General features: G+C 33.4%; 10 protein-coding genes and 1 tRNA gene. All 11 read left to right on the forward strand.

What is annotated here, in order from left to right:
- Nucleotides 1-40: 40 nt before the first annotated feature.
- The 11 genes from AC2TDS_RS08540 to AC2TDS_RS08590 all read left to right on the forward strand — a co-directional run bounded on the left by AC2TDS_RS08540 (nt 41) and on the right by AC2TDS_RS08590 (nt 13,647).
- Entirely contained in the window at nt 41-1,096 is a 1,056-nt protein-coding gene (locus tag AC2TDS_RS08540) for a sensor histidine kinase (protein ID WP_484738675.1), read from the forward strand.
- Nucleotides 1,097-1,100: 4 nt separating this feature from the next.
- Nucleotides 1,101-1,814: a LytR/AlgR family response regulator transcription factor gene (locus AC2TDS_RS08545; RefSeq protein ID WP_484738676.1), complete on the forward strand. Its 714-nt coding sequence runs from the start codon at nt 1,101-1,103 to the stop codon at nt 1,812-1,814.
- A gap of 176 nt (nt 1,815-1,990) precedes the next feature.
- Nucleotides 1,991-3,319 (forward strand): sugar MFS transporter, encoded by a 1,329-nt coding sequence (locus AC2TDS_RS08550; protein ID WP_484738677.1) that lies wholly within the window; start codon nt 1,991-1,993, stop codon nt 3,317-3,319.
- 8 nt (nt 3,320-3,327) lie between these two features.
- Entirely contained in the window at nt 3,328-4,425 is a 1,098-nt protein-coding gene (locus tag AC2TDS_RS08555; protein ID WP_484738678.1) for an acyltransferase family protein, read from the forward strand.
- A gap of 199 nt (nt 4,426-4,624) precedes the next feature.
- Nucleotides 4,625-4,698 (forward strand) — tRNA-Thr (locus tag AC2TDS_RS08560).
- Nucleotides 4,699-4,796: 98 nt separating this feature from the next.
- Nucleotides 4,797-5,402: a uridine kinase gene (udk, locus tag AC2TDS_RS08565; RefSeq protein WP_484738928.1), complete on the forward strand. Its 606-nt coding sequence runs from the start codon at nt 4,797-4,799 to the stop codon at nt 5,400-5,402.
- A 1-nt stretch (nt 5,403) separates the two neighbouring features.
- Nucleotides 5,404-5,721 carry an FtsB family cell division protein gene (locus AC2TDS_RS08570; RefSeq protein ID WP_484738679.1) on the forward strand — a complete coding sequence of 106 codons (318 nt, stop codon included), beginning with the start codon at nt 5,404-5,406 and terminating at the stop codon, nt 5,719-5,721.
- Entirely contained in the window at nt 5,721-7,070 is a 1,350-nt protein-coding gene (locus AC2TDS_RS08575; protein WP_484738680.1) for a methylmalonyl-CoA mutase subunit beta, read from the forward strand. Before AC2TDS_RS08570 ends, AC2TDS_RS08575 begins: the two co-directional genes overlap by 1 nt.
- Nucleotides 7,063-9,126, forward strand: coding sequence for a methylmalonyl-CoA mutase (gene scpA / locus AC2TDS_RS08580; RefSeq protein WP_484738681.1), 2,064 nt, complete (start codon nt 7,063-7,065; stop codon nt 9,124-9,126). Before AC2TDS_RS08575 ends, scpA begins: the two co-directional genes overlap by 8 nt.
- A gap of 3 nt (nt 9,127-9,129) precedes the next feature.
- Nucleotides 9,130-10,008 carry a phosphatidylserine decarboxylase gene (locus AC2TDS_RS08585; RefSeq protein WP_484738682.1) on the forward strand — a complete coding sequence of 293 codons (879 nt, stop codon included), beginning with the start codon at nt 9,130-9,132 and terminating at the stop codon, nt 10,006-10,008.
- A 492-nt stretch (nt 10,009-10,500) separates the two neighbouring features.
- Entirely contained in the window at nt 10,501-13,647 is a 3,147-nt protein-coding gene (locus tag AC2TDS_RS08590; RefSeq protein WP_484738683.1) for a cytochrome c biogenesis protein, read from the forward strand.
- Nucleotides 13,648-13,672: the final 25 nt, after the last annotated feature.

Consider the following 13,672-nt stretch of genomic DNA (forward strand, 5'->3'; position numbering starts at 1 on the left):
ATAAATTACCACCTTTGTTCACCTAAATGTTGTTACTAAATTGATTTTCAAGAAAAATAAAGACTCTAACAGAACCATCAAAACAAAATATCATATTTTTTTTTGGATGAGCTACTTTACCTTTAATGTTATTAGATGGGGAAGTTATTTTGACGATTATTGGTATTCATTAAAATCTAATCTAGTAGAATTTCCTCTCCATATTATTTTAGTGTATATCAATGTGTATTTTTTCATCCCTAGATTTTTAATTCCAAAAAAATATAAAAACTACATTTTATCCCTACTCTTATCATTAAGTATTTTATACACCATCAGAACAGTTCTGAATTATTTTTTAGTTACCAAGAATATCTGGCCAGAAGCTGAAGGTGTTCAAGAAGCTTTTACATTCAATCATATTGTTGCTGTAACACTGGGAGAACTTTATGTTTTAGCCCTAGCTACTGCCATTAAGTTAACTATAGACTGGGTCAATCAAAGAAATAGAATCGACACTTTAAGAAAAGAACATTTAAAAAGTGAATTAAATTTTTTAAAAACCCAAATACAACCACATTTTTTCTTTAATACCTTAAACAATTTATATGCACTAACCTTAGAAAAATCAGATTTAGCTCCAAAAATTGTTTTAAAATTATCTGAAATCATGCAATATGTTATATATGATATAAAAGCTCATAAAGTTAAACTACTAAAAGAGATTGATTATATCCAGAATTATATTGATTTACAAATGTTAAGATGCAATAAAAACGCCAAAATTGACTTGGATATAAAGGGAAACATCAACCATATAAAAGTACCACCACTAATCTATTTATCCTATCTTGAAAATTGTTTTAAACATGGCAATAAAAATAGTAACGATTTTTATGTTTATATTAGTTTCGAAAAAACTAAAGAAAATAGTTTGATTTTCAACCTAAAAAACACCTGTAATATTCAAGAAGAACATAGTTTACAAAAAGGAATAGGAAATACAAATACTAAAAGAAGGCTCGATTTAATATTCAAAGACAAATACAAACTAACTATTTCTAAATCAAAAAATTTACATGTTGTTAATTTAGAAATTCCATTAACCAAAAAATAAAAAAGTGAAGATCAATTGTGTTATAGTAGACGATGAACCATTAGCTATAAGTGTTATTAAAAATCATTTGCAAGAATTTCAGAATATAACGATTGTAGACACCTTTAACAACCCTTTAGAAGCCATAAGTACCTTAGAAAACGAAAAGATAGATGTATTATTTTTAGATATCAATATGCCAAAAATGAACGGATTAGACTTTTTGAAAAACGTCTCTTTAAAACCATATGTGATTATTACAACTGCCTATAGAGAGTTCGCCGTTGAAAGTTATGACCTAGACGTACTTGATTATTTAGTTAAACCAATTCCATTTCCACGGTTTTTAAAATCTATCAACAGACTTACCCAACATATCCATTTGAATAAAAACATTACTAACTCTCCATTAAGTGAGAATTCATATATTTTTCTCAAAGTAGATAAAAAGTTAGTTAAAGTAAGATACGATAATATACTCTATATAGAAAGTTTAAAAGACTATATAAAGGTATGCACTATAGATGGAAACTATGTTGTTCACAAATCATTAACGAGTATCACAGAAGAACTTCCCGATAATAATTTTTTAAGAATTCATAGATCCTATACAATTTCTCTTAACAAGGTGAATTCTATTGAGGGTAATTCTCTGGAAATAAACAGTAAAAGAATCCCTATCGGTAGAAAATATATAAACAACACCAAACAAATTATTCTTAAAACTACAAACACGTAACCCTTTAATGCTATTTTTGTTTAGCTTCTAATTTTTCATGTTTAGCTAAAAAATTGTGTTACTAGTAGAAATTACTGTTCTATTTTATTTGGAAATAATTATATTGGACTTCAGTTTTTAGTTAAAACAAATAACCCCTTACTTTACGATACATTTAAAACTTTTAAAATTAAACTATGTCTCAAACACCTAAAGCAGCTTCCAACAGCAATAATATGATGATTCCAATAATAATCATTGCAGGATTATTTTTCATTTTTGGATTTGTCACTTGGATAAACGGAGCCCTAATCCCTTTCATGAAAACAATTAATGAGCTAACAGATGCTCAATCTTATTTAGTAGCATCTGCTTCCTATATTTCATTTGTTGTAATGGCTTTACCATCATCATATATAATTGGTAAAATCGGATATAAAAAAGGAATGTCTTTAGGCCTTTTGATTATGGCTGTCGGAGCATTGATCTTTATTCCTGCTGCCGGCGCTAGAACCTATTCTGTATTTTTACTTGGTATATTTGTACAAGGTATGGGTATGACCCTGTTACAAACAGCCGCAAATCCATACATTACCATCTTAGGTCCTATTGAAAGCGCAGCAAAACGAATTGCTATTATGGGAATTGCTAATAAGGTAGCTGGCGCTCTTGGCTCTCTAATTTTCGGGGCTATTTTACTATCTGGTATCGATAGTATTAAAGATAAACTAGGCACAGTAGATGTAACAGAAAAAGAACAACTACTAAACTCAATGGCTGATAGTGTCGTTACACCATACATAATTATGGCTGCTATCCTATTTGTTTTAGGTTTACTAATAAGAAAAGCTCCTTTACCTCACGTAGAAGCAGAATCTGAAGAAACTGCTCAAGAAAATAACCTCACAAAAACTTCTATTTTTCAATTCCCTCATTTATGGCTAGGAGTAGCTACTCTGTTTGTTTATGTAGGAGCAGAAGTTATTGCAGGTGATACTATAATAGCCTATGGTATTTCTTTAGGAATCCCTGGAGCTGATGCTAAATTTTTCACCACATTTACATTAACCGCAATGGTTTTAACCTATGCTTTAGGAGTTTTTTTAATACCTAAATATATCAGTCAAGCACTGGCTTTAAGACTTAGCGCTATTTTAGGTATCATTTTTACTACTTGTATTCTATTTACATCAGGCTTCACATCAGTGTTATTTGTAGCTGCATTAGGTATCGCTAATGCATTAGTTTGGCCAGCCGTATGGCCTTTAACATTAAAGGGGTTAGGAAAGTTTACCAAAACAGCTTCTGCCCTGCTAATTATGGCAATTGCAGGTGGAGCGATAATTCCGCCGTTATATGGCCGATTAGTTGATAACAAAAAAGCTTCTTTAATTTCCCAAGGAATCGATGAAACAATCGCTTTAGCAGACGCATCTACCGCTAGCTACTGGATTTTATTCCCTTGTTATATTTTAATACTTTACTATGCAATTGCTGGTCATAAACTAGGGCTCAAAAAAGATTAAAAGGTAAAATGATAACCAATAGAGTACAATCAGTTGACACATTAAGAGGCTTAACTATCATTGCCATGATCCTTGTAAATAACCCAGGAACGTGGAGTGATGTTTATGCTCCTTTTCTTCATGCCAATTGGCATGGATTGACTCCTACCGATCTAATTTTCCCTTTTTTTCTATTCATTGTAGGAATCTCGATAAATTTGGCTTATCACACCAAAATTCCTGATAATAAGACGTATCATAAAATTATTATCAGGAGCTTAAAGCTTATAGGATTAGGGCTTTTAATCAATATTTTCACTCCTAATTTCCCCTTTGTAGAAAACGTAACCACTGTCAGAATCCCTGGAGTTTTACAACGAATAGGCTTGGTGTTTTTATTCTCATCAATTCTTTTCTTAAACCTTTCTACGAAAAAAATAATTCTAGTAATTGTTTTTATTCTTTTCGGTTATTTCATAATTACTGGGTTCATCCCGCTTCCGAATGGAGCAACGCCCTCTTTCGAAAACAATTTGAATAATTGGAATAATTATATAGATGTTAATCTTTTGGGGAACCACCTTTGGAAAGACACCTATGACCCAGAAGGAGTTTTAAGCACAATCCCTTCCATAGCTAGCTGTTTACTAGGAATTTTAGCAGGAAAAATACTTCTAACTAAAAACAATCATAAAAAAGAACAGCTATTGCTAATACTGGCTGTTTCTTTATTGACAGCAGGGTATCTATGGAGTATTTGGCTTCCTATAAACAAAACAATATGGTCAAGTAGCTTTGTTTTAGTATCATCAGGCTGGGCTACACTCATACTTAGCATCACCTATTATATTAATGATGTAAAAAAGAAAAGAATCAGTAAGACTTTTACTTACGTAAGCAGAAATGCAATCACTATCTATTTCTTATCCATGGTTATTGCCAAGGCTTTTTACTTGCTTCCTGTTGACAAAAATCAAAATGTTCACTCTTGGTTGTTTACCAATTTGTTTAGCCACTTTATATACAATACGAAATTAGCTTCATTGACGTATGCTCTTTGTGTAGTTTCATTTTATCTTTTGTTAAGCTTCTTTCTTTATAAAAAGAAACTATTTTTCAAAGTATAATAACTTCTACTTTCTAACAATATCTCAGTCGATAAAATAGCAACGCGAGAAAAATACATCCTTAAAAATTCCAAAAACAGCTAAAACACTAGCTATAAACCGTTAAATAGAAGCCCCAAAAGAGGACTTTTAAAAAAAATAAAAAAAGTTTTTTCAGTTTCAAAAAACATTATATATTTGCCACGCTTTTAAGCCAAGCGCCGATATAGCTCAGCTGGCTAGAGCAGCTGATTTGTAATCAGCAGGTCGTGGGTTCGAGTCCCTCTATCGGCTCTTAACAAAAAGTGCTAACAAATTTGTTAGCACTTTTTTTATGCAGTATTTTTTCTAAATTTGTTAACTAATCTCACATTGAAAATTAAATGAAGAATATTTTTGTTATCGGTATTGCTGGAGGAACAGGAAGCGGAAAAACAACCGTAGTAAACCAAATAATTAACGAACTTCCGGCTGATGAAGTTTGCGTGATTTCACAAGACTCTTACTACCGTAAAACCGATAATCTCACCTATGAGGAAAGAACAAAAGTAAATTTTGATCATCCAAGAGCAATTGACTTTGATCTTTTAGTAGAACATTTAAAAACATTAAAGACTGGGCAGGTAATTGAACAACCCATCTATTCTTTTGTAGCACATAACAGAACCAAAGACACGATAAAGACCCACCCCAGAAAGGTTATTATTGTAGAAGGAATCTTAATTTTTAATAGTAAGGAACTTCGAGATTTATGTGATATCAAAGTTTTTGTTCATGCTGATGCTGATGAAAGACTCATAAGAAGAGTACGCAGAGACATTAAAGAACGTGGTAGAGATATTAATGAAGTTTTAAGCAGATACCAAGACACCCTAAAACCTATGCACCAGCAATTTATCGAACCTACAAAAAACTTTGCAGATATCATCATACCTGGTGGCGGACACAATAAAGTAGCGATAGACATAGTTAGAACAGTAATTAACGATCGTTTATAAAATGAATTTAAAATCACTAAAAAACAAACCTTCATTCAAAATAATAACAAACACCTATGTTCTTATTTTAACCGTGTTTGTTATATGGATGCTTTTTTTAGATGAAAATTCATATCTTACCCATAGAGAATATAGTAAAGAAATTCAAGAACTAGAAACATGGATTGACTACCATCAACAAAAAATTACCAAAGACAAAGAAACTATTAAAAACCTAAAAGACTCTTTGGAGATAGAAAGATACGCACGTGAAAAATACCTAATGAAAAAGGAAAATGAAGATATATATATTATTGAATTTGATACGATAAAAAAATAATGGACAATTATTTATTTAATGAATTTCAAGAAGTAAAGCCTCAGGCTTGGAAAACTAAAATACAAGTAGACCTAAAAGGCGCTGACTATAACGATACTTTGTTATGGAAAACAAATGAAGGGATCACTGTTAAACCTTTTTACACCAATGAAGACAGAGACCATCAAGACATTAATCTCCCTCGTAAAGGATTCAATATCTGCCAGTCAATTGCTGTTGAAAACGAAAAAGAAGCAAATTATACTGCTATTGATGCCTTACAAAGAGGAGCGAACAGTGTCGAATTTATCGCCAATACCACTTTTGATTTTAAAGTACTTCTAGCAAACATCAATCTATCAAAAACCATCTTATATTTTAAATTTAATTTTATCTCTACTGAGTTTATTGCCAATTTATCGGAATTTACGAACTCCGAAAATTGTTTTTTTAATATCGATATTATTGGCCATCTAGCAAGCTCAGGAAATTGGTATCAAAATTTAAAATTAGATCTTGCTACTCATGAAACTATCGCTAAGAGCACCCGTAATTCTATATGTATAAATGCCTCTATCTATCAAAACGCAGGGGCAACCATTGTTCAGCAACTTGCCTATGCTTTGTCTCATGCCAATGAGTACCTAAATCATTTTGGTAGAGATGTAGCAACTAAAATTCATTTTAATTTTTCGGTAGGAAGCAATTACTTTTTTGAAATTGCAAAAATAAGAGCCTATAGAATATTATGGACCGCTCTTTTGAAAGAATACACTATTGACAATACTGCTGCACACATTTTTGCACAACCAAGTTTACGAAATAAAACATTATATGACTACAATGTGAATATGCTACGTACCACGTCAGAATGTATGAGCTGTATTTTAGGTGGCGCAGATACTGTTACTAATATAGCCTATGATAAATTATTTCATAAACAAAACGAATTTGGGGAACGTGTTTCTCGAAACCAATTATTGATATTGCAACAAGAAAGTGAGCTCGGTGAAGCACAATATATAGCTGATGGAACCTACTATATAGAATCATTAACACAACAACTAGCTCAGAAAGCACTAGAAATATTCAAACAAATAGAACAAGGAGGAGGTTTTTTAAAACAGTTAAAAGAAGGCATTATTCAGCGAAAAATAACCGAATCCGCCAATAAGGAACAAGACCAATTTGATAAGGGAGAGTTAGTTTTATTAGGAACTAACAAAATTCAAAACACGAACGATCAAATGAAAAACGATCTTAAGGTATACCCATTTGTCAAAAAAAGGAATGAAAAAACACTAATTCAACCCATTATTCAAAAAAGATTGGCTGAGAAGCTAGAACAAGAACGTTTACATAATGAGTAGAAAAGATATATCAAACATTAGCATAGCTCAAAACCAAGAAGCAACAAAAAAGAGCTATCCTCATGAAAATTTTGTTGCCGGCATCGCACCCAATTTAAGAGGCCCGTACTCTACAATGTACGTTAGAAGACCTTGGACTATACGTCAATATGCAGGGTTTTCAACTGCGGAAGAGAGCAATGCTTTCTATAGAAGAAATTTAGCTGCTGGGCAAAAAGGACTTTCAGTAGCCTTCGATTTAGCAACACACAGAGGTTACGATTCAGACCATGAACGCGTGCAAGGAGATGTTGGTAAAGCAGGTGTAGCTATTGATTCGGTTGAAGACATGAAAGTGTTATTCAACCAAATCCCATTGGATAAAATGTCTGTTTCCATGACCATGAACGGAGCCGTTTTACCTGTTTTAGCTTTTTACATTGTTGCCGCAGAAGAACAAGGAGTTGCTCCTGATTTATTATCAGGTACAATTCAGAACGATATCCTAAAGGAATTTATGGTGCGTAACACCTATATCTACCCACCTACGCCATCAATGAAAATTATTGCTGATATTTTTAAATATACCAGTAAAAACATGCCTAAGTTCAATTCAATATCTATTTCTGGTTACCATATGCAAGAAGCTGGTGCAACTCCTGAAATTGAACTGGCTTACACTTTAGCTGACGGATTAGAATATATCAGAAAAGGTATTGAAGCAGGAATGGATATAGATTCCTTTGCTCCTCGCTTATCTTTTTTCTGGGCAATTGGCATGAATCATTTTATGGAAATTGCCAAAATGAGGGCTGGGAGAATGTTGTGGGCGAAAATTGTAACCCAATTTAAACCTAAAAACCCAAAATCACTTGCTTTACGAACACATTGTCAAACAAGTGGATGGAGTTTAACAGAACAGGACCCTTTCAATAATGTTGCTCGAACCACTATTGAGGCAATGGCCGCCGCCTTTGGAGGCACACAAAGCCTTCACACAAATGCCTTAGACGAAGCAATAGCATTACCTACAGATTTTTCGGCTCGTATCGCACGTAACACACAAATATACCTACAACAAGAAACGCATATCACAAAAACGGTAGACCCTTGGGCAGGCAGTTATTATGTAGAAAAGCTTACGGAAGAAATAGCCCAAAAAGCATGGGAACTAATTAAAGAAGTTGAAGAGTTAGGCGGTATGACTAAAGCCATTGAAAAAGGAATTCCAAAGATGCGAATTGAGGAAGCCGCCGCTAAAAAGCAAGCTAAAATTGATAGTGGACAGGATACCATTGTGGGCGTAAACAAATATCAATTGACAGAAGAAGATCCGCTGCACATTTTAGAAGTTGATAATGAAGCAGTACGACAATCGCAAATAAAACGATTAAACGATTTAAAATCAAAAAGAGATCAAACCACTGTAGAAAAATCATTAACCGCTATAACTGAATGTGCTAAAACGAAAGAAGGAAACTTACTAGACTTAGCAGTAAAAGCCGCTCGAAATAGAGCTACATTAGGTGAGATTTCTGACGCAATGGAGTTGGTTTTTGGCCGTCATAAAGCAGTACATAAAACCATATCAGGCGTGTATAGTAAAGAAATAAAGGATGATGCATTGTTTAAAAAAGCTACTGAGTTGGCCGATACATTTGCAACATTAGAAGGTCGTAGACCAAGGATTATGATTGCCAAACTTGGACAAGACGGTCATGACAGAGGTGCCAAAGTAGTAGCTACTGGTTATGCCGATCTTGGTTTTGACGTCGACATAGGCCCCTTATTCCAAACACCACAAGAAGCCACCAAACAAGCTATTGAAAACGATGTTCATATTTTAGGAATATCATCATTAGCTGCTGGACACAAAACCTTAGTTCCTCAAGTGATTTCGGAACTAAAAAAGTACGGACGTGAAGATATTATGGTCATTGTAGGAGGCGTAATTCCGGCACAAGATTACCAATTTTTGTTTGACGCTGGAGCGGTTGGTGTTTTTGGCCCTGGTACAAAAATAGCGCAAGCAGCAATTGACATGTTAACCATTTTAATCGATAGCACTGAAGAATAAGCTATGAAAATTCAATTTATTGACAGAAAAACAGGAAAAACCCAAATAGAAACACCACCTGGAGAAACTTTTTTGAAGTTACTCTACAACAATCCTTTTGGAAAAATGGCTTTATTACCAATGGTAAAGCGTAAATTTTTATCATCTTGGTACGGTAAACTTATGAACAAACCTAGTTCTATAAAAAAAATAAAAGGGTTTGTGAATGAGTTAAACATAAACATGGATGAGGCTGAAAAACCAATAAAAGATTATACGTCTTTTAATGATTTCTTCTATCGAAAACTTAAACCTAGCGCTCGTTCAATTGAAACTGGACTTGTTTCTCCTGGTGACGGAAAAATGTTAGCTTTTGAAAATATTAATGATGTACATAGCTTCTTTATAAAAGGAAGAAAGTTTACCTTACTCGAGTTTCTAAATGATGAAAACCTAGCGAACAAGTACAAAAATGCTTCTTTGATTATTCTAAGATTGGCTCCTAACGATTATCATCGTTATCATTTTCCTTATAAAGGTATTCCTTCTAAAATGACCCAAATTAAAGGGAACTATTTCTCTGTTTCCCCCATTGCTTTGGCTTCAAACTTCACAAGAGTATTCTGTGAAAATAAGCGTGAGTATTGTGTTTTATCAACACAGGAAAAAGGAGATATTCTTATCGCTCCAATTGGAGCTACCATGGTGGGAAGCATTATAGAAACTTTTACCCCTAACACTCATGTAAACAAAGGAGATGAAATGGGATATTTTGCCTTTGGAGGCTCTACCATATTGTTACTGGTTGATCCAAACAAAACACAAATTGACCAAGACATTATACTTAACACCAAAAACAACATTGAAACCTTCGTTCAAATGGGTGAAAAAATAGCTACCTAATAACATTTCCGATGTTAATGTACCGATCGTAATTGTTTATGGTGAATACGGATCTACTTGGAGGTGCTTTTCTAATGCTAAATTTGCTCTATTAATTTGATAGTGTAATGCCGATAGTTATTTGAAACCTTTTCATAAGTGAAACGAAATTAAAGGATAATTTCAAATTCCAATCGGTGCAAAATACAAGTATAACAGTAAGGAAGTGGTTATGTAGCTTTACCTAAAATACGGTATGATTGAGTAATTTTACTTCAAAATCGATATAATAGCTCTCTAGTACTTTAATTTTTCTTCTGCAAAGCCTTCTAGCTTAGGTGTTTTTTATATTTGAACATTAGTTAATTTTACACCATTTCGGCTAACATCTTTGTAAAACGGGTCTTTCTTTATTTTGAATGAGTCTACACAATGAAAAAACCTGTAAAACCTACAAAAAAATCTCTTATTAATACGTAAATTTGCGGAGTTTTATACTTATCGGGTTTACAAATGAAGAAAATCTTAAATATTCTCTACTCTACACGTTTAACGGCCGTTTTATTTTTTGTTTTTGCTATCGCTATGGGGTTAGCTACCTTTATTGAAAATGATTACGGAACACAAACTTCAAAAGCACTTATATACAACACTTGGTGGTTTGAGCTAATTATGGCTTTTTTTGTGATCAATTTCTTTGGAAATATTTTCAGATACCGCCTTTACAAAAAAGAAAAATGGACCATATTGTTATTCCATTTGGCTTTTTTGCTTATTTTGATTGGCGCCGGAATAACTCGCTATATTAGCTATGAAGGCATTATGATTATTGACGAAGGTGAAACTACCAACACTTTTTATTCTGACATTAGTTACCTGAATGTAGTAATTGACAACAACGAATTTCAGAAAGGAACAGCTAATAAATTATTACTTTCCGCTTGGGGGAAGAATTCCGCTACATTTATTGAAAAGTTCCAGCCAACAGTAAATGAAAAGAAATCAAAAATCACTTTTAATTTAGTAGATTATATTCCATGGTCGGAAACAAAATTTATTCTTGATGAAAACGGTGTTGAACATCTTTTTTTAGTGGAAAGTTCTACTGGTAGTAGACACGAACATTATATTAAAAGAGGTACTATAGAGAACATCCATAATATTCTAGTAGGGTTTGATGCTCCTAATAATAATGCATCTCTTAACTTCTTTTACGAAGGAGATGCTTTAAAAATGACCTCTAAAAACAACGGTGAATGGCTACGTATGGCCGATCAAAAAACAGGAAAAATTGTAAAAGACAGCACACAGCACTTTCAGTTTCTGACGTTACACAATATAGGAGGCTTACAGTTTGTTATTCCTAAGACTCCGGAGAAAGGAGAACAAAAAACGGTGAGAGGCGAAAAGGACAACAAAAAATATGATACCGTAATTTTTGACATAACCGTGAACGAAGAAACGAAAAGAGTTGATTTTTATGGCGGTCAATTTAATGTTGACAATCAACAAAACTTTAGTCTTGGCGGGCTAAACTTTAGAGCTTGGTATGGCGCTAAACTGATGCAAACGCCTTTTAAAATCAAATTGAATGATTTTCAACTTGAAAAATACCCTGGGTCAGAAAGTGCAGCATCTTACGCCAGTGAAGTAACTCTTATTGATAAAAATCAATCTTTTGATTATCGAATTTTCATGAACCACATTTTAGACTACAAAGGATATAAATTTTTCCAATCGAGCTATACCATTACTGATGAAAAAGAACAAACCCATTTATCTGTAAATCATGATTTTTGGGGAACGTGGATCACTTATATAGGCTATTTCTTGTTATTCTTTGGATTGGTTTCTAGCTTATTTGTAAAAGGTACTCGTTTTGAATACCTAAAGAAGTCGTTGGTGAAATTGAGAAACAAAAAAGCAAAACTAACTGTTATAGCTCTTATGGTTTCGTTAGTTAGTTTTGGACAAAAACACGATACGCACGCCCCCAAACAACTAAACGAGGCTCAAATAGATTCAATACTTAATGCAAACAAGGTCTCCCCAGAACATGCTGACTTGTTTAGCACACTGGTGATTCAAGATTCGGGTGGGCGAATGAAACCCGCACATACTTTTGCTTCTGAATTGGTTAGAAAAGTAGCTCATAGCGACAAGTTTAAAGGTATGGATCCAAGCCAAGTTTTGTTATCTATTACTGAGAACCCTATGTTTTGGTTAAATGTTCCTTTTATATATCTTGAAAAAGGAAATACACAAATAAGAGACATACTCGGACTTTCAAAAGATACTAAATATGCTCGTTTTATAGATTTTTACGACCAGAATCAAGTCTCTAAAATAAGCCATCTCGTTGCTAAAGCGCAAAAGAAAAAAATTCAAAATAAATTTGAAAAAGATGTAATCAAAATCGAAAATCGTGTTTGGCTGTTATCACAAGCACTAGGTGGCGGAATGTTACGAATATACCCAATTCCAAATGATGAAAACAATAAATGGGTATCGCAACCAGAAACGTCACAAGCCAACTTCAAAGGAACTGATTCTGTATTTGTTCGTCAATCTTTACCCGTGTACCTGCAATTGTTGCAAACTTCAAAGAAATCAAATGACTATTCAGAAACAAACAAAATTCTAAACGGAATTAAAAAGTTTCAACAAAAATTTGGAGATGAAGTAATTCCAGCGCCAGACAAAATTAATTTAGAAATAGCTTATAATAAACTTAATATCTTCGTTAAACTATCAAAATACTATGGATACGTAAGCTTAATGCTTATCGTATTTGTTTTTTTTCAAATATTCAACAACAAGCCTTGGGTTAATGCTGTTGTGAAAATTTTAATAGGTGTTGTTATTATCCTATTTATTTTTCATATACTCGGATTAGCCGCTAGGTGGCATATTAGTGGAAATGCTCCTTGGAGCAATGCTTATGAATCAATTATTTTCGTTGGACTTGCAACTATGCTTTTTGGTTTATTGTTAGGCAAAAAATCTTCTCTTACAATTGCCGCTACGACATTTTTAGTTGCTGTTATTCTCATGTTTGCGCATCAAAACTGGTTAGATCCAGAAATTGCAAATCTTGTTCCTGTTCTCAACTCTTGGTGGTTGTATGTTCATGTTTCTGTGATCGTCGCTAGTTACGGCCCATTTGCCATGGGAATGATTCTAGGCGTTTTCGTGCTGTTCTTACTCATTTTCACTACTAAAAAGAACAAAAAGAAAATGGATCTGCATATCAAAGAACTTACTGTTATTAATGAAATGGCGTTGACAGTGGGTTTAATTATGCTTACCATAGGAAACTTCCTAGGCGGTATGTGGGCTAATGAAAGTTGGGGGCGTTATTGGGGGTGGGATCCAAAAGAAACTTGGGCGCTCATTTCTATTATGGTGTACGCTTTTGTATTACACATGCGCCTAATTCCAGGACTAAGAAGTAGATATACCTTTAATTTATGGTCTATTATAGCCTTTGCCTCTATTATGATGACTTATTTTGGTGTGAATTTCTATCTATCTGGCTTACATTCTTATGCCAGTGGAGATAAGGTGATTACACCTGCATCTGTATACTATTCAGTCGGGTTTGTTTCTATAATAGGTCTTTTCGCCTGGTTTAAACATCAAAAATATTTCAGAAAGTAAAAACATTTTCATAAAAAATGTACAT

The sequence above is a fragment of the Tenacibaculum profundicola genome (assembly GCF_057220795.1).

Coding starts and splice junctions, on each gene's coding strand:
- scpA (WP_484738681.1), top strand. CDS start 7,063: ATGAGTAGAAAAGATATATCAAACATTAGCATAGCTCAAAACCAAGAA.
- AC2TDS_RS08585 (WP_484738682.1), top strand. CDS start 9,130: ATGAAAATTCAATTTATTGACAGAAAAACAGGAAAAACCCAAATAGAA.
- AC2TDS_RS08570 (WP_484738679.1), top strand. CDS start 5,404: ATGAATTTAAAATCACTAAAAAACAAACCTTCATTCAAAATAATAACA.
- AC2TDS_RS08555 (WP_484738678.1), top strand. CDS start 3,328: ATGATAACCAATAGAGTACAATCAGTTGACACATTAAGAGGCTTAACT.
- AC2TDS_RS08575 (WP_484738680.1), top strand. CDS start 5,721: ATGGACAATTATTTATTTAATGAATTTCAAGAAGTAAAGCCTCAGGCT.
- AC2TDS_RS08590 (WP_484738683.1), top strand. CDS start 10,501: ATGAAGAAAATCTTAAATATTCTCTACTCTACACGTTTAACGGCCGTT.
- AC2TDS_RS08550 (WP_484738677.1), top strand. CDS start 1,991: ATGTCTCAAACACCTAAAGCAGCTTCCAACAGCAATAATATGATGATT.